This is a genomic window from Microbacterium sp. (genome assembly GCF_047606685.1).
Lineage (GTDB): Bacteria > Actinomycetota > Actinomycetes > Actinomycetales > Microbacteriaceae > Microbacterium.
This window is the reverse complement of record NZ_JASGEC010000048.1, coordinates 1-25,850: the sequence shown is the minus strand read 5'-3', so window position 1 is coordinate 25,850 and position 25,850 is coordinate 1. Positions and strand designations below refer to the sequence as shown.

23 protein-coding genes are annotated in these 25,850 nt (G+C 72.5%); 10 read left to right on the top strand and 13 right to left on the bottom strand.

Annotated elements, in window-relative coordinates; all coding sequences use genetic code 11:
- Window positions 1-194: 194 nt before the first annotated feature.
- From QM611_RS05095 to murI, 4 genes are all read right to left on the bottom strand, one after another.
- A complete protein-coding gene (locus tag QM611_RS05095; RefSeq protein WP_415078819.1) occupies window positions 195-1,112 on the bottom strand; it encodes a cation diffusion facilitator family transporter in 918 nt (305 codons plus the stop codon).
- Window positions 1,113-1,184: 72 nt separating this feature from the next.
- Window positions 1,185-1,811 carry an RdgB/HAM1 family non-canonical purine NTP pyrophosphatase gene (rdgB, locus tag QM611_RS05090; RefSeq protein ID WP_415078818.1) on the bottom strand — a complete coding sequence of 209 codons (627 nt, stop codon included), beginning with the start codon at window positions 1,809-1,811 and terminating at the stop codon, window positions 1,185-1,187.
- Entirely contained in the window at window positions 1,804-2,556 is a 753-nt protein-coding gene (gene rph / locus QM611_RS05085; protein WP_415078817.1) for a ribonuclease PH, read from the bottom strand. Before rph ends, rdgB begins: the two co-directional genes overlap by 8 nt.
- Window positions 2,553-3,380, bottom strand: coding sequence for a glutamate racemase (gene murI / locus QM611_RS05080; protein ID WP_415078816.1), 828 nt, complete (start codon window positions 3,378-3,380; stop codon window positions 2,553-2,555). Before murI ends, rph begins: the two co-directional genes overlap by 4 nt.
- Window positions 3,381-3,423: 43 nt before the next feature.
- Here murI and QM611_RS05075 point away from each other — a divergent pair, with 43 nt between their 5' ends.
- The gene (locus QM611_RS05075) at window positions 3,424-4,761 is read left to right on the top strand and encodes a nicotinate phosphoribosyltransferase (RefSeq protein ID WP_415078840.1); all 1,338 of its coding nucleotides are present in this window, start codon (window positions 3,424-3,426) and stop codon (window positions 4,759-4,761) included.
- A 36-nt stretch (window positions 4,762-4,797) separates the two neighbouring features.
- On the opposite strand, the gene QM611_RS05070 is transcribed toward QM611_RS05075, so the two are convergent.
- From QM611_RS05070 to QM611_RS05060, 3 genes are read right to left on the bottom strand one after another with little or no spacing between them, the layout of a single operon-like run.
- A complete protein-coding gene (locus QM611_RS05070; protein WP_415078815.1) occupies window positions 4,798-5,064 on the bottom strand; it encodes a DUF3039 domain-containing protein in 267 nt (88 codons plus the stop codon).
- Window positions 5,065-5,095: 31 nt separating this feature from the next.
- Window positions 5,096-6,661, bottom strand: a complete 1,566-nt coding sequence (locus QM611_RS05065; RefSeq protein WP_415078814.1) for a hypothetical protein — start codon at window positions 6,659-6,661, stop codon at window positions 5,096-5,098.
- On the bottom strand, window positions 6,637-8,430 hold the full coding sequence (locus QM611_RS05060; RefSeq protein WP_415078813.1) for an ATP-binding cassette domain-containing protein: 1,794 nt from the start codon (window positions 8,428-8,430) through the stop codon (window positions 6,637-6,639). Before QM611_RS05060 ends, QM611_RS05065 begins: the two co-directional genes overlap by 25 nt.
- A gap of 211 nt (window positions 8,431-8,641) precedes the next feature.
- Between QM611_RS05060 and QM611_RS05055 the strand changes: the two genes are divergently transcribed.
- Window positions 8,642-9,331 carry an NTP transferase domain-containing protein gene (locus tag QM611_RS05055; protein ID WP_415078812.1) on the top strand — a complete coding sequence of 230 codons (690 nt, stop codon included), beginning with the start codon at window positions 8,642-8,644 and terminating at the stop codon, window positions 9,329-9,331.
- A gap of 9 nt (window positions 9,332-9,340) precedes the next feature.
- Here QM611_RS05055 and QM611_RS05050 read toward each other — a convergent pair whose 3' ends face one another.
- A complete protein-coding gene (locus QM611_RS05050; protein ID WP_415078811.1) occupies window positions 9,341-10,825 on the bottom strand; it encodes a gluconokinase in 1,485 nt (494 codons plus the stop codon).
- A gap of 49 nt (window positions 10,826-10,874) precedes the next feature.
- Here QM611_RS05050 and QM611_RS05045 point away from each other — a divergent pair, with 49 nt between their 5' ends.
- From QM611_RS05045 to QM611_RS05030, 4 genes are all read left to right on the top strand, one after another.
- Complete coding sequence (locus QM611_RS05045; RefSeq protein WP_415078810.1) at window positions 10,875-11,864, top strand: hypothetical protein; 990 nt, start codon at window positions 10,875-10,877, stop codon at window positions 11,862-11,864.
- 179 nt (window positions 11,865-12,043) lie between these two features.
- On the top strand, window positions 12,044-13,642 hold the full coding sequence (locus QM611_RS05040; protein ID WP_415078809.1) for a S8 family peptidase: 1,599 nt from the start codon (window positions 12,044-12,046) through the stop codon (window positions 13,640-13,642).
- 15 nt (window positions 13,643-13,657) lie between these two features.
- Entirely contained in the window at window positions 13,658-14,944 is a 1,287-nt protein-coding gene (locus tag QM611_RS05035; protein WP_415078808.1) for a hypothetical protein, read from the top strand.
- 100 nt (window positions 14,945-15,044) lie between these two features.
- The gene (locus QM611_RS05030; protein ID WP_415078807.1) at window positions 15,045-15,356 is read left to right on the top strand and encodes a hypothetical protein; all 312 of its coding nucleotides are present in this window, start codon (window positions 15,045-15,047) and stop codon (window positions 15,354-15,356) included.
- 279 nt (window positions 15,357-15,635) lie between these two features.
- On the opposite strand, the gene QM611_RS05025 is transcribed toward QM611_RS05030, so the two are convergent.
- Window positions 15,636-17,102, bottom strand: a complete 1,467-nt coding sequence (locus QM611_RS05025) for a hypothetical protein (RefSeq protein ID WP_415078806.1) — start codon at window positions 17,100-17,102, stop codon at window positions 15,636-15,638.
- Between the two features lie 213 nt (window positions 17,103-17,315).
- The gene (locus tag QM611_RS05020; RefSeq protein WP_415078805.1) at window positions 17,316-17,630 is read right to left on the bottom strand and encodes a helix-turn-helix domain-containing protein; all 315 of its coding nucleotides are present in this window, start codon (window positions 17,628-17,630) and stop codon (window positions 17,316-17,318) included.
- Window positions 17,631-17,807: 177 nt separating this feature from the next.
- On the opposite strand from QM611_RS05020, the gene QM611_RS05015 reads away from it, so the two are divergent.
- From QM611_RS05015 to QM611_RS05000, 4 genes are all read left to right on the top strand, one after another.
- Window positions 17,808-19,025 carry a DUF4192 family protein gene (locus tag QM611_RS05015; protein WP_415078804.1) on the top strand — a complete coding sequence of 406 codons (1,218 nt, stop codon included), beginning with the start codon at window positions 17,808-17,810 and terminating at the stop codon, window positions 19,023-19,025.
- 231 nt (window positions 19,026-19,256) lie between these two features.
- Complete coding sequence (locus QM611_RS05010; protein ID WP_415078803.1) at window positions 19,257-19,460, top strand: hypothetical protein; 204 nt, start codon at window positions 19,257-19,259, stop codon at window positions 19,458-19,460.
- Between the two features lie 17 nt (window positions 19,461-19,477).
- Window positions 19,478-20,797 (top strand): maltokinase N-terminal cap-like domain-containing protein, encoded by a 1,320-nt coding sequence (locus QM611_RS05005; RefSeq protein ID WP_415078802.1) that lies wholly within the window; start codon window positions 19,478-19,480, stop codon window positions 20,795-20,797.
- A 30-nt stretch (window positions 20,798-20,827) separates the two neighbouring features.
- Window positions 20,828-21,913, top strand: coding sequence for a glycosyltransferase family 2 protein (locus tag QM611_RS05000; RefSeq protein ID WP_415078801.1), 1,086 nt, complete (start codon window positions 20,828-20,830; stop codon window positions 21,911-21,913).
- A gap of 3 nt (window positions 21,914-21,916) precedes the next feature.
- Here QM611_RS05000 and QM611_RS04995 read toward each other — a convergent pair whose 3' ends face one another.
- The 3 genes from QM611_RS04995 to QM611_RS04985 form a co-directional block, all read right to left on the bottom strand.
- Window positions 21,917-23,335, bottom strand: a complete 1,419-nt coding sequence (locus QM611_RS04995) for a CDP-glycerol glycerophosphotransferase family protein (protein WP_415078800.1) — start codon at window positions 23,333-23,335, stop codon at window positions 21,917-21,919.
- Window positions 23,332-24,564, bottom strand: coding sequence for a CDP-glycerol glycerophosphotransferase family protein (locus QM611_RS04990; RefSeq protein WP_415078799.1), 1,233 nt, complete (start codon window positions 24,562-24,564; stop codon window positions 23,332-23,334). Before QM611_RS04990 ends, QM611_RS04995 begins: the two co-directional genes overlap by 4 nt.
- 40 nt (window positions 24,565-24,604) lie before the next feature.
- The coding region (locus tag QM611_RS04985; protein ID WP_415078798.1) for a S1C family serine protease at window positions 24,605-25,850 on the bottom strand (1,246 nt) is incomplete at its 5' end.

The window sequence follows — 25,850 nt, the reverse complement described above, 5'->3', positions numbered from 1 at the left end:
GTCGCATCGCCCCGCCCGATGCTCTTCCGGCACCTCCTCACGCTCTGATCTCCCCCGTGATCACAGCGTGAGTCTTCAACACCCCGATGACTCACGCTCTGATCTCCCCGGTGATCAGAACGTGAGCGTCACCACGAGGCAACCACGCGTGACAAGCGACGCTCGACTGGCGACGCGCGACTGGCGACGCGTGACTACGCGTGCGACTCGTGCTCGGTGTGGCCCGCGGGCTCAAGCTGGAAAGTCGAATGCTCGACGTCGAAGTGGTCGGCGAGGCATCCCTGCAGCTCGGCGAGCAGCGGCCCCGCGCGGCCGTCCTGCAGCACCGCCTGCGCGACGACGACGTGCGCGGTGAACACCGGTGCGCCACGGGTGAGCTGCCACACGTGCACGTCATGGACGTCGACGACGCCCGGCGCGTCGAGAAGGTGGTCGCGGATCTCGCGCACCTGCACGCCGCGCGGTGCCGACTCGGCGAGCACCGAGGTGACCTCCCGCAGCAGGCCGATCGCTCGAGGCACGATCATCGCGGCGATGAGGAGGGACGCCACGGCGTCGGCGGCGAGCCATCCCGTCGTCACGATCACGACCGCCGCGACGATCACGGCCGCCGAGCCGATGAGGTCGCCGAGCACCTCGAGGTATGCGCCGCGGACGTTGATGCTGTGCCGCTGCGCGGCGCTGAGCAGCCACAACGCAACGGCGTTGGCCACGAGACCGACCACCGCGACCACGAGCATCAACGTGCCGGCGACCTCGACCTCGGCGGGGTGCAGCAGGCGCCGTACGCCCTCCCCCGCGATGCCGATCGAGAGCACGATGAGGATGACGCCGTTGACCAGCGCGCCGAAGACTTCGGCCCGCTGGTATCCGAAGGTCCTGCGGTCGTTCGCCGGGCGCGCGGCGACGACGCTCGCCACGAGCGCGATGACGAGCGCGGCCGCGTCGGTGAACATGTGCACGGCGTCGGCGAGCAGCGCGAGCGAGCCGGTGAGCGCCGCGCCGACGAGCTGCACGACCATGACCAGCGTCGTGATGCCCAGCGACGCCGCCAGCAGCCGCCGATTGCTCGCGCCGCGGGCGCCGATGCGGCCGGGCGCGTGGTCGTGCATGACGCCCAGGGTATGCGCCCGAGCGCCTGCGCCGCCGCGTTCGCGGCTAGTCAAGAATGATCGTGATTCTCACTACAGCGCCTCAAGGAGCGGAACGAGCGCGCGAAACGCACGGGCGCGGTGCGAGTGCGCGTTCTTCTCCTCGGGCGCCCACTCGGCGACGGTGCGATCCTGCCCGTCGGGAATGAAGACCGGGTCGTAGCCGAACCCGCCTGCGCCCGACGGCGCGTGCGCGAGCCGCCCCGGCCAGCGCCCCTCCACGACGTGCTCGGCGCCGCCGGGCGCCACCAGCGCGATCGTGGAGACGAACTGCGCCACGCGGTGCGGATCGTGGATGTCGGAGAGCTGGTCGAGCAGCAGCGCCACGTTCGCGGCCGCGTCTTTGGCGTGGCCGGCCCAGTAGGCCGAGAACACGCCCGGCGATCCGCCCAGCACGTCGACGGCGATGCCCGAGTCGTCGGCGAGCGCCGGCAGCCTCGTGTGCGCCGCTGCCGCGCGCGCCTTGATGAGCGCGTTCTCGGCGAACGTCACGCCATCCTCCACGGGCTCCGGTCCGTCGTAGCCGACGACCTCCAGGTCGGGCCGGGCGGCGGCGACGATGCCGCGAAACTCCTCCACCTTGTGCGGATTGTGCGTCGCCAGCACGACCTGCCGCCGCCCCGGCCCCTGAGCCTGCCGAAGGGCCCCCGCCTCACTCATCGCGAAGCGCCGCCGCCTGCAGGTCGCGCAGCTGCGCGCATCCGTCCACCCCCAGCTCGAGCAGTGCGTCGAGCTCGCGCTTGTCGAACGGCGCGCCCTCGGCCGTGCCCTGCACCTCCACGAACAGCCCGCGCCCGGTGACGACGACATTCATGTCGGTCTCGGCCCGCACGTCCTCGACATACGCCAGATCGAGCATGGGCTCGCCGTCGATGATGCCGACCGACACCGCCGCGACGGAGTCGAACAGCACGTTCGACTTCTGCCCGATGAACTTCTTCCGCCTGCCCCACTCGATCGCGTCGGCGAGCGCGACGTACGCGCCGGTGATCGCGGCGGTGCGCGTGCCGCCGTCGGCCTGCAGCACGTCGCAGTCGATGACGATGGTGTTCTCGCCCAGCGCCTTGGTGTCGACCACGGCGCGCAGCGCGCGGCCGATGAGGCGGGAGATCTCGTGGGTGCGGCCGCCGATCTTGCCTCGCACCGACTCGCGGTCGTTGCGGGAGTTGGTCGCGCGCGGAAGCATCGCGTACTCCGCGGTGACCCAGCCTTTGCCCTTGCCGGCCAGCCAGCGCGGCACGCCGCCTGTGAACGACGCCGTGCACAGCACCTTCGTGCCGCCGAACGAGATGAGCGCAGACCCTTCGGCCTGGCTCGACCAGCCGCGCTCGATCACGACGGGCCGGAGCTGGTCGACGGCTCGCCCGTCGGCGCGGGCGCCGCCCGCGGGCTGTGGGTCTGTCATGCGTTTCCCTTCGGCAGGTCGATGGCGCCCGTCTGCACGAGCTTGACGTCACGCACCTCGCGGCCCATGAGCCGGTGCGCCAGCAGCAGGAAGTCGTCGGCGGAGTCGCCGGTGGCCTCGTAGACACGGGTGGGCGCGGCATCCGGTCCCGCCAGCAGCCCGCGCGAGACCAGCTGGCGGTACACGTCGTTGGCGGTCTCGGTGTCGCTGGAGACGAGCGAGACGTCCGGCCCCATCACGTAGCTGATCGCGCCCTTGAGGAACGGGTAATGCGTGCACCCGAGCACGAGCGTGTCGACGCCCGCGTGCCGCAGCGGGGCGAGGTACTCCTCGGCGGCGGCGAGCAGCTCGGGCGAGTCGGTGACCCCCGACTCGACGAAGTCCACGAAGCGCGGGCAGGCCGCCGCCAGCACCGTGAGCTGCTCGTTGACTCCGAGCATGTCCTGGTAGACGCCCGACCCGATCGTCCCGGCCGTGCCGATCACGCCGATGCGGCCGTTGCGGGTCGTCGACATCGCGGTGCGCACGGCGGGCCCGATCACCTCGACGACGGGCACGTCGTAGCGCTCGCGCGCGTCGCGCAGCATCGCGGCCGACGCCGTGTTGCACGCGATCACGAGCATCTTCACGCCCTCTGCCACCAGAGTGTCGAGCACGTCGAGCGAGTACCGTCGCACGTCGGCGATCGGCTTGGGCCCGTACGGCGAGTGGGCGGTGTCGCCGACGTAGAGGATCGACTCGCGCGGCAGCTGGTCGGTGATCGCGCGCGCCACGGTGAGTCCGCCGACGCCCGAATCGAAGATGCCGATCGGAGCGCCGTTCACGATCCCCCAGCCTACGCGAGAGCGCCATAGGCTTTCCCGCATGGTGAATCGCAGCACGGCTCTGCTCACAGACCGCTACGAGTTGACGATGCTCGACGCCGCGTTGCGCGACGGCACGGCGGCACGCCACTGCGTGTTCGAGCTGTTCGCGCGGCGCCTCCCCGGCGGCCGCCGCTTCGGGGTGGTCGCCGGCACCGGGCGGCTGTTGAGCCTGGTCCGCGACTTCCGGTTCGAAGAGGACGAGCTGCGGTACTTGCGTGACGAGCGAGTGGTGGATGCCGCCACCGTCGCCTTCCTCGAGGACTACCGGTTCACGGGCTCGATCACCGGGTACCGCGAGGGCGAGCTGTACTTCCCGGGATCGCCGATCCTCACCGTGGAGGGGACCTTCGCCGAAGCCGTCATCCTCGAGACCCTCGCCCTCAGCGTGCTCAACCACGACTCCGCGGTCGCGACGGCGGCCGCGCGGATGAGCATCGCCGCCGGCGATCGCCCGCTCGCCGAGATGGGGTCGCGCCGCGCGGGCGAGGCATCCGCGGTCGCCGCGGCGCGCGCCGCGTTCATCACGGGCTTCGACGCGACGAGCAATCTCGAGGCCGGTCGCACGTGGGGCGTTCCGACGATGGGCACCGCCGCGCACGCCTGGACGCTGCTGCACGACAGCGAGGAGGGCGCGTTCCGCGCGCAGATCGACGCGCTCGGGGTCGACACCACGCTGCTCGTGGACACGTACGACATCCGCCACGGGGTGGAGACCGCCGTCCGCGTCGCCGGAACGGGGCTCGGCGGCGTCCGCATCGACTCGGGAGACCTCCCCGTCGTCGTCGCCGAGGTGCGCGCGCAGCTCGACGCCCTCGGCGCGACCAGCACCCGCATCACGGTCACCAGCGACCTCGACGAGTTCGCCATCGCCGCGCTCGCCGCCTCGCCCGTCGACGCGTACGGCGTCGGCACGTCGGTGGTCACCGGCTCCGGCTCCCCCACTGCGGGCATGGTGTACAAGCTGGTCGCCCGCAAAGACCATGACGGCTCGTGGGTCGGCGTGGAGAAGGCATCCGCAGACAAGGTCTCCAAGGGCGGGCGCAAAGCAGCGTTCCGCACGCTCGAGCACGGCACCGCCACCCGCGAGCTGATCGCGGTGTCTGACGGCTTCGAGGCCGTGCACACGGCCGCCGACCACCCCGGCTCTCGCCCGTTGCAGGCGCCGCTGGTCGTGGCGGGAGACATCGACACGGCATTCGAGGGGCCGGCGGGCGTCGTCGCGGCGCGCGAGCACCACGCGCGCGTGCGCGAGGAGCTGCCGGCGCCCGCGCTCGCCCTCAGCCGCTCGGACCCGGCGATCCCCACGGTCTACGTCGACGCCCCGGCGACTGGTCGTTGAGCGAGCCGCAGGCGAGACGAAACGCACCGACAGTGGTCAGCCCAGCAGAGACTCGTAGATCTCTTTGCAGGTCGGGCACACCGGGAACTTCTGGGGGTCCCTGCCCGGCGTCCACTTCTTGCCGCACAGAGCGCGCACGGGCTTTCCCGTGAGCGCCGATTCGAGGATCTTCTCCTTGCGCACGTAGTGCGAGAACCGCTCGTGGTCGCCCGGCTCGAGCCCCTCTTCCCTGATGAGCTCTTCGAGCTCGCGGTCGAGGAGGTCGAGCCCGCCGCCGTCGGGGGCGTCTGCCGGGGTGCTCATACCCACAGAGTGTAGCCGCGCCCGAGCCCGCTCAGGCGGCTTCGGCGAACTCCATGAGGTGCGACTCGCGGCGGCGGAAAAGCATCGAGCCGACCGCGACTCCCGCCACCAGCACCACGACGCCGACGCCGACGCCGCTCCACAGCGCCGAGACGCCGTGGCGCACATCGTCGGTCAGCGCGAGCCAGGCCCACCACGCGGACGGAGCGCTGAGCGCGATCGCGCCCAGCAGCACGAGCGCCTGCGCCGCGACCCCGCTGGACGGGTGCTGCGGCTGCTGGAACGGGCTGTCGCCCGGGCGCGACACCGCGTACGGCGCGAGCACGGACGACACGCTGGACAGCCCGAGCCCGCAGAGGAAGAGGGATGCCGCCACGCCCGTCACAGCGGGAAGGATCGCCCAGCGGCCGTGCAGCGCGACGGTGACGGGGATCGCGACCGCCAGCAGGGGCAGCGCGATCAGCACCACCGGCACGAGGCGCCCCACCCGGTCGGCGACACCGCTCGTGCCGCTCGCGATGTGCATCCAGATCGCGGTGGAGTCGTAGGCGACATCGTTGTGCGGGAGCCATCCGAAAAAGAGCGCGATGATCGGCACGGGCAGCAACGCGACGACCGCCGGGCTCACTCCAGCGACCAGCGGGGGCACGGTCGCGATTGCGGCGGCGATCGGGATGACGACCGCGTTCATCAGGTAGCGCCGGTCGCGAAGCCAGTACACGAGGCTGCGGGCAGCGATCGCGCCGCCCGGGGTGCCCGGGGCGACGGCGAACCACCCGAGCCCGGACCGCTCGCGGACCGACGCGGGGCGCTCGGTCGTGGTCAACAGCTGCCGCACGAGCACGTGCCACGCGTAGGCCAGCGCGGCGACGGTGGCCACCGCGACTGCCGCCGTGGCCCACGCCAGCGGCGCGCCCGCGCCGATGGCGGCGGGAAGCGCCCACGCCGCGCCGAGCGGCGTGAAGCCGAGCACGCCGACCGCCTCGGAGAGCTGGGGGGGCACCGCTCCGCGCCACTCCAGCGATGCGAGGAACACCGCGACCGGCACCACCACGACGGCGACCGCCAGCACGAACAGTCCAGACAGCTCGCGCGAGCGGCGCTCACGCAGGAAGAGCGCGGTCAGCGCCATGCACACCCGGGCCAGCAGCTCGCACGTGAGCACGACGAGCACCGCGCCGACCGCGCCGAACACCGGGTGCACCCCGTGCGCCGCCCACAGCATCGTCGTGCACACCCCGATCGCGATCAACGCGAGCATCGGCGTGCTGACCAGACCCGCGATCACGAGCGTCCACGTCAGCGAGCGTTCGGAGAGGCCGAAAACGGCGAAGCGCCGCGGGTCGAGCTGGTCGTCCACGCCGGCGATGAGCGGCCCGAGCGCGAACCCGAGCGCGACAGCGGCGCCGCCGAGCACGACGACCGCGTGCGCGACATCCCAGCGGGTTGCGCTGAGCGAGAGCACTGCCAAGCACGCCGCGGCGGTCGCCACGAACAGCAGCGCGACGCCGACGGCCATGCGCGTCACGGCCCGCCGATCACCGCGCAGGGCGCCGATCAGCAGTGCCGCTCTCAGCCGGAGAACGTGTGCAACCACTCCAGGCCCTCCACGTCGCTGAGCCCGCCGGCGAGCTCGATGAAGCGCTGTTCCAGCGTGAGCTCGCCACGCACTTCGTCGACGGTCCCCTCGGCGAGCACCTGGCCGGCAACGATCACCGCGACGCGGCTGCACACGCGCTCGACGAGCTCCATGCCGTGACTGGAGAGCACGACCGTGCCGCCGCCCGCGACGTACGCCCCGAGGATCTCGAGGATGACGGCGCTGGACACCGGGTCGACGGCCTCGAACGGCTCGTCGAGCACGAGCATGCGCGGCGAGTGGATGAGGGCGCCGGCGAGCATGACCTTCTTGGTCATGCCTGCGGAGTAGTCGGAGACGACGCGGCCCAGCGCATCGGTCAAATCGAACGCGCGCGCAAGGTCGACGGTGCGCTTCTCGACGACGGCGGGGGCGAGCCCGCGCAGGATCCCGTAGTAGTAGAGCAGTTGGCGGCCGGTGAGCCGGTCGAACGTGCGCAGACGGTCGGGCAGGACGCCCATCGCCCGCTTCGCCGCGAGCGGGTCGGCCGCGGCGTCCACTCCGTTCACGGCGATCGTGCCGCGCGTCGGGCGAAGGAGCCCCGCGATCATCGACAGCGTCGTGGTCTTTCCGGCGCCGTTCGGCCCGACGATCCCGTAGAAGGCGCCGGCGGGCACGGTGAGGTCGATGCCGTCGACCGCGCGCGTGTCTCCGAAGATCTTGGTCACGCCCCGCAGCGACAGCGCGGGGACCGATCCGTCGGCGTCGAGCAGTCCGTCAAGGGCGAGCGAATCGAGCGCGGATGGCTCAGTGCCCGCCTCGTCGTCAGCGTCCGGCACGGCGTCGGCGACGGATTCCTCGGGTGCCGCGTCCGCCGCGGTCTCGACACGCTCGGTGGTCTCGACGCTCGCGGCAGGGGCGGCGCCTTCCTCAGGCGCCTCCGCGACCGGGTCGGCAGCCGGCGCGTCGGCGGCGTCTGTCTCGCCCTCTGCCGGCTCGGGCTCGTCGGCCTGCTCGGGCTCGGGCTCGGGCTCGACAGCCTGCTCGGGCTCGGGCTCGACAGCCGGCTCAGGCGCGACGACCGGCTCGGGCTCGACAGCCGGCTCAGGCTCGACGGCCTCCTCGAGCTCGACGGCCTCCTCAGGCTCGGCGGAGACGGGAGGCAGCGGCGGCTTGGCCGGAACGACGATCAGCTCGCCGTCCACCCCCAGCAGCTCGGCCGGAAGCGGCGGCGGGGGTCCCGGATCGGCCGCGTCCACCGTGGTCGCGGCCGGTTCGGCGAGGCTGGCAGCGGACGCCGCCGTCTTTTCGGGGGGAGCTGCTTTCGCCTTCGCGGCGGGCGCCTTCGCGGGCGCCTTTCGAGGCGTTGCCGGCTTGCGGGCAGCCGTCGACGTCCGCGCGGCGGCGGGCTTCTGCTTCGTCGTGGAGTCGGACTTCTGCGCCGTCGTGGGGGCGGACTTCTGCGCTGCTGTCTTGCGGGGGGCGCGGGTCGTTCCCGTCTTGGCCGCGGTCGAACCCGCCTTGGCGGTCGATCCCGCCTTGGCCGCGGTGGATTTGCTCGTTGTAGAAGCGGGCTTGCGCGGGGTCGCGGGCTTTCGAGGGGTCGCGGGCTTGCGCGCCGGCGTCTTGCGCGCCGGACTCGACGCCGCCGGCCTCGGGGGCTCGACGTCGTCGTGCGGAATCGACGGGAGCGGGGTCACCGACCCCGTCCGTCCGCGTGCAGACTCGAGATCGACGACGTCGTCCGCGTCTTCCGGCTCGTGGGGAACGGGCATGGAGACGGTCACTGATACACGGTACAACGTCTCGACTCGCGGTTTCTGGGGAGGCGCCGCTCAACGACTCAGGCTCAGCCAACTCTCAGGGTCACAAAACGGCAACGGCTCCCGCACTCCCTGCGGACGCCCAGGCGGCTTCGCTAGCATGGCCCGGGCACGACGGAGTGTCCATCCGGCGAACTCGGCCGCGAACCCCTCCCCAACACTCCAGGAGCTCGAAGTGACTCTTCAGACCGTCATCCTTGCCGCGGGCATGGGCTCGCGCCTCGGTCGCAGTCTCCCCAAGCCCCTCACCGAGCTCAGCGACGGCCGCAGCATCATGCAGCAGCAGCACGACAACATCCGCGTCGCGTTCGGCTCCGCCGCCCGCATCACGACGGTCGTCGGCTACCGCGCCGAGACGATCGTGGAGGCCTTCCCCGACGTCCACTACGTCTACAACCACCGCTACGACCAGACCAACACGTCCAAGAGCCTGCTGCGCGCCCTCGCCACGACAGGCCGCAGCGGTGTGCTGTGGATGAACGGCGATGTCGTCTTCGACCCGCGCGTGCTGGGCCGGGCCATGCCGCTGATCGAGCGCGAGCAGTCGTTCGTCACCGTGAACACCTCGAAGGTCAGCGACGAGGAGGTCAAGTACACCGTCACCGCGGAAGGCTGGATCGACCAGCTGTCCAAGACCGTCAAGGGCGGCATCGGCGAGGCCGTGGGCATCAACTACATCTCCAGCGCCGACAAGCGCGCGTTCATGCGCGGACTGCAGCGCGTTGACGACCAGGATTACTTCGAGCGCGGCCTCGAGCTCGCGATCGCCGACGGCGTGCGGCTGCAGCCGTTGGACATCTCAGACCTGTACGCCGTCGAGGTCGACTTCGCCGAAGACCTCGAGCGGGCCAACCTCTTCGTCTGAGCCCCGCGCCTACGAGAACAGCGCGTCGTAGACCCGCTCGAAGCGGGCTGACCGCTCCCGGTAGTACTCCGCGCGCTCGGCGCGCGGCTCCCGGGCGGGAGCGTGCTGCGGGCCGATCCTGTCGACATCCGGCGCGATCGTCTCCAGCGCCAGCAGGGCGGTGCCCCGCAACGTGGAGCGCTTGATCACGACCGGCGTGATCGGGATGCCGAGCGCGTCTGCCACGACCTGCACGGCGCCGGGATGCTCCGCCGTCACCGACCCGCCCAGGTGCAGCGCCGCCGCGTCCGGCGCAAGCCCGCGCAGTTGGACCAGGATGCGCCCGTACGAGATCGCGATGCCCTCGACGACGGCTCGGTAGAGCGTCGCCGGGTCGGATGCCGCGTCGACCCCGGCGAACACCGCGCGGGCGTTCGCCGCCCACCCGGTCGAGCGCTCCCCCGTGAAAAACGGCAGCACGAGCGGGGTGGCCGGGTCGGGGTTGCGCGCGAGCGCCGCGTCGCCGTCCTCGACGGCGAGGGAGGCGCTCGCCCAGCCGATCGCCCGGCCGACGTCGTTGAGCGCGCCGCCGACGAGCGCGCGGTCGTGCGAGACGCGGTAGCACCACAGCCCGCCGGGCAACTCGTCGGGCAGGTCGCGCACGAGCACGCGAAGCGCCCCGGAGGTCGCGGCGGTGCCGCCGATCGTGCGGGAGTCGCCGGCCCCGAGCCCCACGTTGGCCGACAGACCGTCGGCGACTGCGGCGAACCAGCGGGCGCCCGCGAGCTGCGGCCACCGCTTCGCGACCGCCGCGGCGCCGGCAGAGTCCAGGCGCAGCGGCTGGTCGAGGTGGTGGATCGGGGCGACCTGCGCGCGGTCGATCCCCGCGATGGCCAGCATCTCGTCCGACCAGTCGGCTGTGCGCACATCGGCCATTCCCGTCCACGCGGCACTCGCCGTGCCGGTGCCGAGGGCGCCGGTGAGGGCACGCAGCGCGTAGTCGCCAAGGGAGAGGACGTGGGCGGCCCGCTCGAGCACGTCGGCGTGCTCGGCGCGCAGCCACCGCAGGCGCGCGGGCCAGTAGCTGGCGTGCGCGCGCGTCCCGGTGCGCTGGTGCAGCTCGCGCTCGGCGATCTCCGCACGCAGCTGGTCGACGTGCGCATGCGGGCGGGAGTCGGCGTACGTCATGCACGGCGTGAGCGGCGCGCCATCCCTGCCAACGACGACCATCGACGAGGCGAAGGTGTCCAGCGCGACGCCGGCGATCGGAACGCCGTGAGCCCTCGTGACGAGCCGATCGATGATCGCGGCCAGCTCCGCGACCACCCGGTCGGCGTCGATCTCGGACGTGCCGTCGGCGCGCGAGGTGAACGAGTGCGGCAGCTTGGCCCGCTTCCCGACGGGCCGCCCGTGCGCGTCATACAGCCCGCCGCGGCTCGCGGTCGATCCGACATCCAGGGCAAGCACCAGCGGGGCGACCGCTTCGGCGATTCCCACGCCCCACTGTGACTTCACCCGTCTACTCTCCCACGGGCGCCCAGCCATCGGCCGTAGTGTTGTTCCGATGGCAGCGAAGGCCCACAAGATCCACTCGCTCCCCGCGGACGCGCCGTGGGAGGGCGGCCTGCCGCCGGCTGGATCGCCCGAGCATCCCGCCACGATCCGCGCGCTTGACCGGGTCATGGCGATCCAGCGCCCCGTCGTCGTCGCGCACTTGCGCAGCATCCGCCTCCGCCATCCCGACGCGACTCCCACCGAGATCGTGCGGATGCTCGAGCGCCGCTACCTCGCCGCCGTCACCACGGGCGGCGCCGCGGTGGGCGCGACCGCGGTCGTCCCCGGCGTCACGACCGGCATCACGCTGGCCCTGTCGGGCGCCGAGACGGTCGGCTTCCTCGAGTCGACCGCCCTGTTCGCGCAGTCGATCGCCGAGGTCCACGGCATCCCGGTGGACAACCCCGACCGCGCTCGCGCGCTCGTGCTGACCCTCATGCTCGGCAAGGAGGGCACCGACCTGCTCGCCCAGCTCGCAGGGCAAGCCGCCGGGCGCTCGGCCGGCCGGCCCGCGTACTGGGGCGAACTCATCACGAAGACGCTGCCCCGCGCCGCGGTCGGGCCGCTCGTGGACCGTTTGAAGTCGGCGTTCATCAGGCAGTTCGCCGCGAAGGCCGGCGCCTCGTGGGTCGGCAAGGCGTTGCCGTTCGGCATCGGCGCGGTGATCGGCGGCACGGGCAACCACATCCTCGCGCGGCGCGTGGTCACCACGGCCCGCCACGCGTTCGGCATCGCGCCGACGCGCCTGCCGGAAGAACTCGAGCCGAAGCCGGGCGCACGGCCGATGGAAGAGCTCGCGGCGAGCAAGCTGCGCCGGGCGGGAGGCGCCATCGCGGAAACGGCCGGGCGGGCGGGATCGGCGGTCACGGGCGCGGGCAAGCGCGCAGCGGATGCCGGCAAGCGCGCCCTCACCCGCGGGCGCACGCCCGACAAGGCCCCCTCGTCGGAGGATGTCAGGGAAATCGCGGGCTCCGACTGCGAGCAGCCGCAGGTTCCCTGACACGGCTGCGGCGCGTGTCAGGGATGCTGCGCCCTCGCCGGCCCCCAACCCGCGCTTTCGATGACACGGCCGGTCGGCGCCGGCGTATCAAGGCGCGCACACGCGGCTCTTGCTCGGTGAGACCCCGGAGACCGTGCTGCCAGCGCGCCACGGTCGCCGATGAGCGGAAGGTGGAGAGCATGGCCACGCCGGACAGCGGACGCCCCGAGTTGCCGTGCGAGTTCCGCGCCTCGCAGGCAAACGCGGCGCCGCTCGCGCCCGCCTCCGACGCCGACGGGAGGGCGGGAGCGTTCCCGCTGCCGGGAGTGCCGCTGACTGTGTCGCTGGTCACCGACTCGGTGATCACGCGGCCTCTGGCGGAGCGCTTGGCCGTCGCCGCGCCGGACCAGCAGGTCGGGATCGTCATCGACGTCCGCGCCGACAACGGCACCGCGATCGGCTCCGCGATCGCCGACCTGATCTCGCTCGTCCACGAGGTCAGCCCGGCGGCCACGACATGGCCGGTCGGGTCGTACGTGACGGCCTCGCTCACCTCCGCCGAGATCCTGGCACTCGTGCAGCTCGACGCCAAGGGCGGGCGCGTGCGTGTGGGCCGCCAGGAGGCCGAGGCCGCGCCGCGCCGACTCGTCTACCGGATCTGGCCCAACTTCGAGGTGGCGGCGACGATCCACCGCAGCGTCACCACTGTCAAGGCGGACGCGGCGGTGCGCTCGTTCGACGCCTCCGGCGACGGCATCGTGTGGGCGGTGCTCGACACGGGCGTTGAGGCATCCCACCCCCACTTCGCGACATACGACACGCTCAAGCTGGCGGACAACCTGTCGCCGCGGAGCTTCGTCGCCGGGTCGACCGACGCGGACGCGCTGCGCGATCCGAACGGGCACGGCACGCACGTCGCGGGCATCATCGCCGGCGGACAGGTCGCCACCGCCCGCAAGAAGATCTGGGCGGCCACGTGGTACCGCACCGCCGACGGCGACACGGGCGTGCAGCGCGTCGAGCTGCCGCAGATCTCGGGGATGGCGCCGCGCACCAAGATCCTGCCGATCAAAGTGCTCCGCGACGACCGCACCGGCGACCTGGCCGCGCTGCTGGCGGCGCTCGAGTACATCCAGGAGCTCAACCGGGACGGGCGCGAGATCAACGTGCACGGCGTGAACCTGTCTCTTGGCTACCCGTTCGATCCGTCGTGGTTCGCCACCGGCAGCTCGCCGGTGTGCCGCGAGGTCGACCGCCTCGTCTCCGACGGCGTGTGCGTCGTCGCCTCCGCGGGCAACACCGGCTACGGAGCCGCGCTCGACTCCGCGCGACGCGAGATGCGGCTCGGGTTCGGCATGACCATCAACGACCCGGGGAACGCGGCGCGCGCCATCACGGTCGGCTCGACGTCGGTCAAGCCGTACACGACCGGTGTCTCGTACTTTTCGTCCAAGGGGCCCACCGGCGACGGGCGGATGAAGCCCGACCTCGTCGCGCCGGGCGAGCGCGTCGTCAGCGCCGGCGCCGGCGAGCTGCTGGCCAAGGCGAAGGCAGCGCTGCCGAGCGGCGGCGGGCACAAGACGCCGGATGTCGGGTACGTGGAGGACTCGGGCACCTCGATGTCGGCCCCGCACGTGTCGGGAGTGGCGGCTGCCTTCCTGTCCGTGCACCGGGAGTTCATCGGCCGGCCCGACGACGTGAAGCGAATCCTCAAAGAGTCGGCGAGCGACCTCGGCCGCGAGCGCGTGTTCCAAGGGGCGGGCCTCGTGGACGCGATGCGCGCCATCCAATCGGTGTGAGCAAAGGAGCCTGACATGCAGTTCCCGTACGCGGAGGTCGAGTTCGACAAGAAGGGCGCGATCGTGCGCGCAGCGCAAGCGGCGGATGCCGGAAAGCTCGCCGCCTCCGAGCAGGCGACCGACGTGCTGGTGCTGGCCCACGGGTGGAACAACACGTTCGACAGCGCGCGAGACCTGTACGAGCGGATGGCGGCATCGCTCGTCGCGGTGCGCGGGGCGGTGAAGCGGGCCTCCGGGCGGCGGTTCGTGGTCGTCGGCGTGCTGTGGCCGTCGATCCTGTGGGCCCCGCCGGAGGGCGACGGCGGTGGCGCGGGGGTCGGCAGCGAGGCCGACGCCCTGCGGGCCCAGCTCGACGAGCAGATCGAAGACCCGGCGCGCCGTGCCAAGCTCGCGGCACTCGTCCCGCGCCTCGAGGAGTCAGCGCAGGCGCGCGCCAGGTTCGTGGAGCTGCTGCGGGAGGGGCTTCCGGCCGGCGCCGTCGACGACGACGACCCGGACTCGGCGCCCGAGGCGCTGAGAACCGCCGACGCGGAGACGGTCTTCCAGGCAGCAGGCGGCGGCGAGGGGCTGACCAGGACGGAAGCCGAGGAGGGCGGCGCGGCCGCCGTCGGCGACCTCGGCGGCGCGGCGGGCGACGGCGACGGCGGCGGGGCGGGATTCCTGATCGACGGGGTGCTGGACGCGGCGCGCAAGGTCGCGAACCTCACGACCTACTACACGATGAAGGAGCGCGCGGGAACGGTTGGCGCGAAGGGCCTCGCGAAGACGCTGGAGGCGGTCCACAAGGCGGCCCCGGACGCGCGGCTGCACCTCGTGGGGCACTCGTTCGGCGGTCGGGCGGTCACCGCGGCGGCGCTCGCGACATCCGCCCCGATCGCCTCGGTGAGCCTGTTGCAGGCGGCGTACAGCCACTACGGGATGGCGCAGGGCTGGGACGGCGCGGGCGCGAACGGCGCCTTCTGGAAGGTGCCGGGAAAGGTCGCAGGGCCGATCATCGTCACCTTCACGAAGAACGACAAGGCGGTCGGCATCGCGTACCCGATCGCGTCGCGCCTCGCGCGGCAGATCGGGGTGGGGCTCGGCGACGCGAACGACAAGTACGGCGGCATCGGCCGCAACGGCGCGCTGAAAACGCCCGCGGCGCTGCCGGCGGTGGCGATGCGGGATGTCGGCGGCGCCTACGCGTTCGAAAGCGGAAGGGTGTCGTCGCTCGACGGCGACAAGTTCGTCTCCGACCACGGCGATGTCGCGGGGCGGCAGGTCGCGTACGCCGTGCTCACTGCGGTGACGACCGCGGGCTGATCCTGCACAGCGCCGCTTCGGCGGGCGTTGTCCACAGCAGCGCCGTCGAGGGCGCGCTCGCCAGCGTCGCGGGTCGGAGGCCGGACCTACCGTCGTCGGCATGTTGACACCACTGAACCCGCCCGAGCACCCGATCCGCCGGATGACCGCGTACCGCGTGCCGTGGGTCGTCGAGCGGGTGCTCGACACGCATCCCGTCGTCGTCAACGCAGGCGATCGCACGCTCGACTTCGTCCGCGTGTTCGTGCACACGCGCGCGTCGCCGCCGGTCACCGAGTCGCGGGGGCAGATGCTGTCGGGTGAGACGGCCGAGCTGTGCCTGTGCTCCGCCGACCCCGACGACGTGGTCGTCACGATCGCGTGGTTCCGCCCCGACGACGGCAAAGAGTACGTGTGGCGGTTCGTCCTCTAGTGCCGACGGTGGGATCGAGTTCGCGGGGTCAGGACGCGTCGGGGCGCTGGCGCTGGCGCAGCTCGCGGCGGAAGTCGGCCTCGGAGTACGGCTTGACGCTCTCCGGCAGGTCGGCGGCCGTGAGCCCCTTCACGAACACCTCTGTCGCGCCCGGCGCCCCCGCCGCGGTCGCCGACGAGCAGCGCCTCCCGCAGGCCGGTCACGGGCCGGTCGGATGAATCGTCTGCCCGTGGCCCACCGGTGAGCCGACAAGGTCATGAAGGCGGCTTCTCACCGGCATCACGGAAGGGACGACAATAGCCAGTCGCCGTCCGCCACCGTCGCAAGCGCCACCCGCTTTGGGGTGGTCACGACAGCAAGCCCAGCCGCCCCAACCTTCCACGCCCGGGCGCCGTTCGAGTCGATCCCGGCGATAGCACTCGGGACCCCGAAGCGCGCCGAGAACCCGGCCGCCAGCTCTCGGCCGTACGCCGCCGCGCCCGTCGGGTCGTTGATCTCGCGCCCCTGGGGCATCAGGTCCACCACCGCCTTGTAGCCGCCGCTTGTCGGCACGCAGTGCACCAGGCCCAGCTGCAGCGCACCGCGACCACGATCGTCCAACTGGACGCCCCAGGCGGCGAGCACCGCCGGGCTGTCGTGGTTGTTCACCACCAGTTGCGCGCCAAGTTCCACCGCGTGCGCCGCTGGCAGGGTGGCGACGTACGCGACCGGGGACTCCTTGGGGCGGCGACGCCAGAACGGCTTGCGGGCCGACTCGGTCGGCGGGGCCGGAGCGGAGGACGGAGTTGCGACGGGCGGGGTTGCGACGGGCTCGGCAGCCGGCGGAGCAAAAGCCGGCGCCGATGCGGGAACGACCGGTTCGGGAGCAGCCGATTCGGGAGCACTCGGTGCCGGGACAGCCGGTTCCGAGGCAGCGGGTTCCGACGGCTCGCCACCGGTCCGGGCCAGCAGCGCCCGGACCTCATCGAAGGTCTGGGTCGCAGGGGGCTTCTCGCCCGGGCCGAGATCCGCGGGGCCGTACTCGGAGGAGCCGGCTACGACTCCGCACGGGTAGACGCCTTCGACGGCGATCTCGTTCTCGAAGAACTCCAGCTCACGGTATTCGCCGGTAGCCGTCAGCGCGGCCAGGATCGCCGGTATGTCCACGTCGTCGCGGCCCAGGCGATCGGCCGGCACGTGCACGTCGAGCTCCGTTCCGTCCGGACGGTGGGCGTACAGGTCCACTCCCTCAGCCGAGAGGGAGATCTGCACGCTGACGAATTCCCGCCCCTCGATGTTCCACCGCGAAGAAACCACGGGTCCGCGCGGCAGCCATGCCTGCGGGATGAACTGCAGTTCGCGCGGCAGCTTGTTCATGCAGGCGTCGAAGCAGGCGAAGAAGTCCGACCAGTTGGCCGCCACCGGATTGCCTGGACCCCATGCCGAGCCACCGGCGACCGGCACACTCCACAGGTAGGGCAGTTCGTCGATCGACATCGCGTACTGGAAAGCGCGATATCGCTCGTCGTCGGTCTCCTGCCAGTCGAACTCGTCGAGCCACAGTCTCAGTTTGTTGCGGAAGTTCGAGACCCTGATGGTGAGGCCGCGCTCACCCAGCTGCCAGGTCAGATCCGGTCCGGGACCGGTGACGGCTCGCGGTGGCGCCCCGACGGTGTCGGCGATGCTGAGCAGCAGGTCGCGCACCCCCGCGCTGCCCAGGTCGGTACCGGCTTCGGCAATCAGGGCCCTGACGTGCTCCACGCTCATCCCGACAATCTAGTGCCCCCGGTTGCCGGTCGTGCCAGGCCGCTTCGGCGCGAAGCGGCTCGCGAAAGCGCTGGCGGCAATCCACAAGGCCGCCCCGATCGCCTCTGCGAGCCTGTTGTAGGCCGCGTACAGCCGCTACGGGATGACGCAGGGCTGGCACGGGGCGAGCGCGAATGGCGCCTAAGTGCCGACTGTCGGGTCGAGTTCGCGGGGTCAGGACGCGTCGGGGCGCTGGCGCTGGCACAGCTCGCGGCGGAAGTCGGCCTCGGAGTACGGCTTGACGCTCTCCGGCAGGTCGGCGGCCGTGAGCCCCTTCACGAACACCTCGGGCCGCACCTCGAGCGCCGTCGCGAGCTGGATGAGCGTGTGCACCGTCGGGTTGCCCTGGCCCGACTCGATGCGGGCGAGGTGGCTGACATCCATGTCGGCGCGCTCGGCCAACGACTTGCGCGACGTGACCGTCTGAGCGCGCAGCTCGCGGACGAGAGCACCGATTCGTGCGGACGCTGCCGACCGCGGTTCCTTCATACATCTAGCGTCCTGGCAACCCTCATCCAACCAGTGAGTGTATGTGAGTGGGTTTATATGCCGCTTCGCGAGATTCCGCGGCGTCTGTTCCTGCACAAGCGGGAATCGGCCGTCCGGTTCTCCACAGACTCGACCCCACTCCGCCACGCGGGCCGCGCTCCGCTCACGATGGAGCGCATGACCGACACTCCCACGATCCTGAAGTCGTCGAACGCGGCCGACTTCCTCGCCTCGCTGCCCACCCTCGCCGGGTACACGGCGCACGACTCGCTGCTCGTGGTCCCCTTCGAGGGGAATCGCACGCGAGGCGCCATGCGCCTCGACCTGCCCGCACACGACGACACGGCGAGCCACGAGCGGCTCGCCGCTGTCGTGGTGGGCACGCTCAGCAGGATGCCGCGGTGCGACGGCGTCATCTTGGTCGTCTACGTCGACCAGCCCTTCGCTGTCGCGGGCATCGCGTGGGAGTCGCTGTGGCGGCAGCTGGACGCCGCGGTGGAGAGCGCCGGCTTCCACTCGCTGGACGCGCTGTGCGTCGCGGCCGACGGCTGGGGCAGCTGGCACGACCCGGACGTCCCGCCGACGGGCAATCCGCTGTCCCAGATCGACGAGAGCCCGCTCGCGGCGAAAGCGCGGGAGGTCCGAGAGGGCGCAGAGGTGGAGGACTTCGAAGCGCCCGCCACGCTTCCCTCGGCGCTGCCCGCGCTGGCGGCCCGGCTCACCCAGGCCGTCGTCGACCTCGGCGACTTCGGCCAGGAGCGCACGGGCCTCGGCCTGTACGTCGACGCGCCGCTTCCCGACGGGATCGACCTCGTCGAGCAGGTGATCGCCACGCCTCCGGACGACGTGCCGGTGGCTGCGCTGGCTCGGCTGGTCGTGTTGTCGGCCGTCCCCGCGATTCGCGACCAGATGATGGTCCAGTTCGCCTTCGGGAGGAAGGCCGGGCTCACCGCACAGAAGATGAACGCCCGCTTCCGTCGGCGTCAGCTCACGTCGGGCCTCACGGTGGACGAGCTCGTCGCGCGCGACGTGCGCAAGGGCAAGCCGGTCGACCGCACCAGCGCCCTCGTGATGGGCGAGAGCGCGACCCGGCCCGACGTCGAGCGCGTGCAGGCGGGAATCGCCGTGCTGCGGCACGCGATTGCCCATGTCGACCCGCTGGACCGCCCCGGACCGCTGTGCATACTCGCGTGGCTGCACTGGGCGCTCGGCCAGGGCAGCGTCGCCAACCGGCACATCTCGATGGCGCGCGCCATCGAGCCCGAGCACGGGATGGCCCAGGCACTCCACGCCCTGTTCGCCAGCGGGAAGCTCCCCGAGTGGGTGTTCTCGAGCTGGCAGCTCGACGACGCGGAGTCGCCGGCAAGCGGCATCCCGGCGCTCAGCGCCGGATGACTCAGAACGCGTCGGGCCGAGCCTCGGCCAGCGCCGCGCGCTCGGCGGCCCTCGCCCGGATGTGCGGCAGCGACTCGCGCCCCCGGCGCCTGCGCGCCATTGCGGATGACCGCCTCGTTGCTCGACCCGAACACCTCGTAGGTCCGAGCACATCGGCGATGAGGATGCCGTCGAACCGCACGACACACGGCGCAGCACTCGACCGGGCCGGAACCGCGCGAGAATGGACGCATGGGACTGTTCACCGAGCGTCCGGAGGAGCCGACCGAGTGGGCGGGGCTCCCGTCGGAGCCCGCCCGTCCTCAGACCCAGGCCGAGAGGCTCGAGGATGCCGCGCCCGCCGTCGACGCTCTGGGCATCGCCACCGGCGCGCGGATCGCCTCGATCGCGATTCCGGTGGAGATCGACGTCGCCGGCGCGGCGGACGGCGACTGACAGGCGCGGCTCGAACGGTGGACCGCACGCTCGACCTCCTGACGGACTGGATGCCGCGCCAGCGCTGGTACGCGGGAAAAGGCCGGGCGCCCAAGCTCCGGCTCGTCGCGGAGTGGGCGCTGCCGTGCCCCGACCCGGCGGCGCGCGTGCGCGTGCTCGTGCTCGCCGACGACGCGACCGAGCCGCCCACGCTCTACCAGGCGCCGGTCGTGTCGTGCCACAGCTCGGCATCCGGTCCGCACGAGATCGGCCCCGCCGAGAACGGCACGGTCCTCGTGGACGGACCGCACCACGCCGCGTACGCGGCCGCGCTGCTCGGCCTGGCAACCGAAGGGGGCGCGCACGCCGCCGGCGCGCTGCGCGGCATCCCGTCCTCCTCGACGCAGGGCGCACCCCGCAACGCGCGCGCACGCGTGCTCTCCGGCGAGCAGTCGAACACGTCGATCATCTACCACGCGGAGTCTGGCGCGCCGGTCATCTGCAAGCTGTACCGGCAACTGCACCCCGGCCTGAATCCCGACATCGAACTGCAGACCGCTTTGGCCGAGGGCCGCTCGACCCGCGTGCCCCGCGCGGTCGGACACGTGACGGGAACGTGGCCCGGCACGAACGGCCATCCCCAGACCGGGTCGCTCGCTTTCGCGCAGGAGTTCCTCGACGGGGTCGAGGACGCGTGGCGGGTCGCGCTGCGCGCCGCCGAGCACGACGAGGACTTCAGCGCGCTCGCCCGCGAACTGGGCCGGGCGACCGCCGACGTGCACACGACGCTGGCGACCCTGTTCGACACTCGTCCCGCGTCGGAGGCCGACCGTGCCGGCGTCGTCGACAGTTGGCGCCGCCGGCTCGCGCTCGCGGTCTCGGCCGCGCCGCGCCTCGACCAGTGGCGCGGCGCGATCGAATCCGCCTACGCGCGCGCGGCAGGCGAGGACTGGCCGCCTCTGCAACGCGTCCACGGCGACTACCACCTCGGCCAGGTCGTGCACGCGCCGGGCCGCGGCTGGGTGCTGCTGGATTTCGAAGGCGAGCCGCTGCGTCCGATGGCAGAGCGTGTGCGCCCCGACCTCGCGCTGCGGGATGTCGCGGGGATGCTCCGCTCGTTCGACTACGCCGCCGGCGCGGTCGGGCACGAGGCGGCGACGCGATGGGCGCTCGCCGCCCGACACGCCTTCCTCGACGGCTACGCCGCCGCATCCGGGCTCGACCTCGCCGCCCACCACACGCTGCTGGTCGCGCTCGAGCTCGACAAAGCCGTGTACGAAACCGTGTACGAGCTGCGCAATCGACCGGACTGGGCCGCGATCCCGCTCGCCGCGGTCCACCGCCTTGCCGCGCGCTGAGCGGCGAGCGCCGCGTGGGATGATCGACTGATGCACGTCCCCGAAGCCGGCCGCACCGACGCGCCGGCCGTCCCCGACGGCTCGGGCGTGTCGTTCGTGATGCCGGTGCTGAACGAAGCGGCGTACCTGCGGCGCGCGGTGGAGACCGTGCTCGCGCAAGATCTGGACGAGCCGGCGGAGCTCGTGCTGGCGCTCGGCCCGTCCACGGACGGCACGACAGAGCTCGCGCGAGAGCTCGCCGCGGCCGACCCGCGCATCGTGCTGGTCGACAACCCGGCCGCCGACATCCCGATCGGCCTGAACCTCGCGATCCGCGCGTCCACCCTGCCCACGATCGTGCGGGTCGACGCGCACTCCGAGCTGTCTGCCGACTACACCCGCCGCGCGCTGGCCACCCTCGCGCGCACGCGCGCCGCGAACGTCGGCGGCGTCATGCGCGCCGAGGGCCGCACGCCCTTCCAGCGCGCGGTGGCCCGCGCCTACAACTCCCCCGTCGGCCTCGGCGGCGCGTCGTACCACGGCGGCGCGCACGAGGGCGAGGCCGAGTCGGCCTACCTCGGCGTGATCCGGCGCGCCGTGTTCGACGAGGTCGGCGGCTTCGACGAGACGATCCGGCGCGGCGAGGACTGGGAGCTGAACCTGCGGATCCGGCAGGCCGGCTACCGGGTCTGGTTCGACCCGAGCCTGGCCGTCACCTACTGGCCGCGCGAGAGCTGGTCGCGGCTGGCCCGGCAGTTCTTCGCCACCGGGCGCTGGCGCGGCGAGCTGGTGCGCCGCTACGGGCGCCGCAACGCCGCGCGGTTTTTCGCTCCGCCCGCGCTCGTGGTGGTCACCGCGGCGGGCGCGGTGGTCGGCGTGCTGCAGCTGACCGGGGCGGTGAGCGGATGGCTCGCGGCCGCCGCGTCCGTCGTGTACGTCCCGCTCGCCGCCTACGCGGTGGTCGTGCTCGTCGAGGCGGCACGCGGGCACTCGTGGCGCGACCGCCTGTGGAGCGCCGCCATCCTTCCCACGATGCACGTGTCGTGGGGGGTGGGCTTCATCGGCGGGCTTGTCGGCGGAGCGCACGACACCGTCGACACGTCGCGCCTCGGCGACCGCAACACGCCGCTGCCGTGACAGTCAGAACAGCTGGTCGAGCACGCGCGCCACGACCCGCGCGGCCGCGCGGCCATCGTCGCGGGCGTTGAACCGGGCGCGCCACGCGGCGTACTTCTCGGCGAACTGCGCCGGGTCTGCGGCGAGGGCGTGCTCCAACTCCTCCTGCGTGCGCACGACGGATCCCGGCGCGACGGCGGGCAGGTCGAAGTAGAACCCGCGCAGCTCTCCGCGAAAGTGCTCCAGATCAGGCACCAGGAAGTGCATCGGCTTGCCCGTGACGCTGAAGTCGAACATGACCGACGAGTAGTCGGTGATCAGCTCGTCGGCGGCGAGGAGGAGTTGTGACACATCGGGGTAGGCCGTGACGTCGATGACGCGCGGCCCGCGGGCGTCCTTGCCCGGCAGGATCGTGCGCGAGTGGCCGCGCACCAGCACGACGGCGTCCGCTGCGACGGCGAGGGCGGCGAGGTCGAGGAAGTCGACCATCTCGTCGCGGTCGTCGCGCCACGTCGGCGCGTACAGCAGCACGCGCTCGCCCGGAGCGATGCCGAGCGCCGCGCGGGTCGCCGAGCCGTCGCCCGTCACGAGCACGTCGTTGCGCGGGTACCCTTCGACCCACACCGGGCGGGAGAGGAAGGCGTACGCCTTGCGCAGGATGCGGGCGCCGTACGGGTTCTGGGCCAGCAGCGCGTTCCACCGCCGCGACTCTTTGGCCACCGCGAGCGCGCGGCGCGGGGCGAAACCCGGGCGGTGCAGAGCGAGCCGCTTCAGCGGCGTGCCGTGCCACGTCTGCAGCACGTGCTGGCCGGGCCGGCGCGCGAAGCGCCGGCGCAGCCAGTCGTTCACGACGATGAGGCGCGCCGAGCCACGCGCCCGCCACCACTCCGGGCTGCCGTCCACGACGGGCACCGCGCCATCGGGCACCCGCACCGACAGGTCCACGACGCTCCAGTACCTCGTCACATCGGGGCGAAGCCGTGCCAGCTCGCGGTCGATCGCAAGCGGGTTGCAGCTGGCGTTGCGGCCGTAGAAGCTCTCGAAGAACACCGCGTCCTCGAGCCCGCCGGGCCGGGTCGCGTAGCGCCGCTCGAGGGCGTCTTGCGCCTCGCCGGAGTCGTACGCGGGGTCGATCGGCGGCCCGACGCGCACTGTCGCGCCGTCGAGCGACGCGCGCAGCGTCGACAGCTGCGTCAGCGCGATGCCGTGCGCCGGCGGCTCGACCCCCTCCAGCGTGTACTCGCCGGTCGGCAGCGGCAGCTCGGGCCCTCCCCACCGCGCCGCGAAGAGCGGGAGCACGGCGCGCCACGTGACGCCCCGCCCGGTGATCGAGGACGCCTCGACCGTTGCCCGGGCGCCCACGAGCGCGACGCGCTCGGGCCGTGGACCTTCGCCGCGCAGCTCGAGCGCGGGCGCCGGCTCGGTGAGGAATCGCGCCGTCATGAGACTCCTACCAGAATCGCGCGGAGGACCCGCTCGGTGTTGCCGCCGTCGCGGAACGCGTGCACGCGCTCGCTCAGCGCTCGGGAGCGCTCCAGCCGCGCCGAACGGTCGGCCGGGTCGGCGAGCACAGACGCCACCTGGGCGGTCGCGCCATCCCAGTCCGACGCCCAGTCCGCCCCCGCGACATCCGCGTACCGGCCGTAGAAGCCGCGCGTGCGCGCGTACTCGTCGGCGTCGGGAGCCAGGTAGACCACCGGGAGCGGCACGAGCGCCGCGTCGAACGCGATCGACGAGTAGTCGGTGACGAGCACGTCCACGGCCGGCAGCGCGGGGGTGATGTCGACGAGGAGGTCGCTGCCCAGCATCCGCACCCTGTCAGTCTGCTGCGGCGAGCGGTACTCCCCCGCCCCGAGCGGATGCGAGCGCACCAGCAGCACCGCGTCCTCGCGCTCCATCGTCGCCACGATGCCCTGCCACTGCGCCGCGGTGGGAACGGCGGGGTCGGGCGCGCCGTCGCGCCACGTCGGCGCGTAGAGCACCAGTCGCGTCGGCTCGTCGAGCCGCCCGACGCACGCCTCGACGAGGGCGCGGGCGTCGGCCCGGCGCTGGGCCGCGCCACCGCGGGAGAGCACGTCGACACGTGGCTCCCCGGTGACCGGAACCCGCGCGTCCGGCAGCGCGAACGCGGACTCCAGCCGCCCGCGCACGAGATGCGACGCGGCGGGGAGCACGCGGATGCCGCGCGCGGCGCCGCGGAACAGGGCGGCGATCAGCTGCCGCATGCCGGGAACCCGCCTCAGCGCCGCGGGCGGGCGCACGGTCTCGGGTGAGTCGAGCCCGATGCGCTTGAGCGGGATGCCGTGCCACAGCTGCACGACGAACGCGCCGCTGACCGCGTACCGGTTCACATCGCCGAAGCCGTGCGTGACGACGACGACCTGCGCCCGGGCGGTCCGCCAGAAGCCGCGGAGCGACTGCTTGGGGACGGTCCGGATGCCGCGGGCCGCGGCATCCGACTCCTCCCGGTCTGAGCCGGTCAGCCAGACGGCGTCGGCGTTGGCAGCCGCCTGCCACAGCACGAGCGCCCCGTCGCCGATGCCCGCGCCGCAGCCGAACACCCACGAGCCCCGCCGGCGCGGGACGACAAGCGTCACGAGGCGGCCGACGGCGTAGAGCGGGATGCGGGCGAGCTTGTGCGCGTTGCCCGCGCCGAACGAGAAGGACGCCACCCCGCGAGCCTACCGCGGGGCGGCGTCCGCTCCCTGGCGCCTACTCCAGCTCGCCGAGGGTGACCTTGGCCGTGTGCGCCTCGCCGTCGCGCGTGTACGAGAGGGTCGCCGTGCTCCCGGCCGCCGCCGCGCGGACCTGCGCGGTGAGGTCGACCGAGTCGGTGATCGGCACCCCGTTGAACTCGGTGACGACATCGCCCTCGCGCAGGCCGGCCGCCTCGGCGGCGCCTCCGGACACGACCTCGGCGATGTACGCGCCGGTGGTGGTGGCGCCCTCGACGGACGCGGCGGACTGCACACTGGCGCCGAGCAGGCCGTGCGTGGCCGAGCCGTTGGCGATGATGTCGTCGGCGATGCGCTGGGCGATGTTCGACGGGATGGCAAAGCCCACCCCGATGTTGCCGGCCTGGCTGGAGGTCTCCCCGGCGGAGGCGATGGCCACGTTGACGCCGATGAGCTTGCCGTCGCCGTCCACGAGCGCACCGCCCGAGTTGCCGGGGTTGATCGCCGCGTCGGTCTGGATGACGGCGATCTTGATCGACTCGCCGGAGGTCTGCTGCTGCTGCTCGCCCTGGCCGAAGTCGAAGAAGAACGGGCCCTCGCCGTTCTGGCTGTCCTCGCCGTTGCCCGAGTCGTCCGAGTCGTCCGAGTCGCTGGAATCGGGCGCGGCCGACGACGCGATCTCGATGGAGCGGTTGAGCGCGCTGACGATGCCGGTGGTGACGCTGTTGGACAGCCCCAGCGGGGCGCCGACGGCGACGGTCTGGTCGCCGACGTTGAGCTCGGCGGAGTCGGCGAACTCCATGGGGGTGAGATCCGTGGCCCCCTCGAGCTTGATCACCGCGAGGTCGTAGACCGGGTCGGTGCCGACGACTTCGGCGTCGTACACGTGGCCGTCGGAGGTGGTCACCCGCAGCGTGGCGTCGCCGGTGGCTCCGTCGAGCGTGACGACGTGCGTGTTGGTGAGCACGTAGCCGTCCGCGCTGAGCACGACGCCCGACCCGGTGCCGCCGGTGTTGCCCGCGGATGCCTCGATCGTCACCACGCTCGGCACGACCTTGGCGGCGATCGCCGTCGTCGCGTTGACGCTGTCGGGGTTGTTGACCGTCACGACAGACGGCGTCCCGGCGGCGGTGGAGGTCGGCGCGGGCCATAGCTGGCTGCCCGCGTATGATCCGCCGAGCCCCGCGGCGCCGCCGACGAGCGCGGCGGCCAGGACGAGCCCCACGACTCGACCCGCGCCGCCGCGCTCTTTGACGGCCGCCGCGGGCGCTCCGCCCGCGGGG

What these genes read in the sequence shown, in the direction of transcription:
- QM611_RS05015 (WP_415078804.1), top strand. Translation starts at nt 17,808, where the DNA reads ATGACCGACACTCCCACGATCCTGAAGTCGTCGAACGCGGCCGACTTC.
- QM611_RS05000 (WP_415078801.1), top strand. Translation starts at nt 20,828, where the DNA reads ATGCACGTCCCCGAAGCCGGCCGCACCGACGCGCCGGCCGTCCCCGAC.
- rph (WP_415078817.1), bottom strand. Translation starts at nt 2,556, where the DNA reads ATGACAGACCCACAGCCCGCGGGCGGCGCCCGCGCCGACGGGCGAGCC.
- QM611_RS05025 (WP_415078806.1), bottom strand. Translation starts at nt 17,102, where the DNA reads ATGAGCGTGGAGCACGTCAGGGCCCTGATTGCCGAAGCCGGTACCGAC.
- QM611_RS05030 (WP_415078807.1), top strand. Translation starts at nt 15,045, where the DNA reads ATGTTGACACCACTGAACCCGCCCGAGCACCCGATCCGCCGGATGACC.
- rdgB (WP_415078818.1), bottom strand. Translation starts at nt 1,811, where the DNA reads ATGAGTGAGGCGGGGGCCCTTCGGCAGGCTCAGGGGCCGGGGCGGCGG.
- QM611_RS05010 (WP_415078803.1), top strand. Translation starts at nt 19,257, where the DNA reads ATGGGACTGTTCACCGAGCGTCCGGAGGAGCCGACCGAGTGGGCGGGG.
- QM611_RS04995 (WP_415078800.1), bottom strand. Translation starts at nt 23,335, where the DNA reads ATGACGGCGCGATTCCTCACCGAGCCGGCGCCCGCGCTCGAGCTGCGC.
- QM611_RS05040 (WP_415078809.1), top strand. Translation starts at nt 12,044, where the DNA reads ATGGCCACGCCGGACAGCGGACGCCCCGAGTTGCCGTGCGAGTTCCGC.
- QM611_RS05095 (WP_415078819.1), bottom strand. Translation starts at nt 1,112, where the DNA reads ATGCACGACCACGCGCCCGGCCGCATCGGCGCCCGCGGCGCGAGCAAT.
- QM611_RS05045 (WP_415078810.1), top strand. Translation starts at nt 10,875, where the DNA reads ATGGCAGCGAAGGCCCACAAGATCCACTCGCTCCCCGCGGACGCGCCG.
- QM611_RS05035 (WP_415078808.1), top strand. Translation starts at nt 13,658, where the DNA reads ATGCAGTTCCCGTACGCGGAGGTCGAGTTCGACAAGAAGGGCGCGATC.
- QM611_RS05070 (WP_415078815.1), bottom strand. Translation starts at nt 5,064, where the DNA reads ATGAGCACCCCGGCAGACGCCCCCGACGGCGGCGGGCTCGACCTCCTC.
- QM611_RS05020 (WP_415078805.1), bottom strand. Translation starts at nt 17,630, where the DNA reads ATGAAGGAACCGCGGTCGGCAGCGTCCGCACGAATCGGTGCTCTCGTC.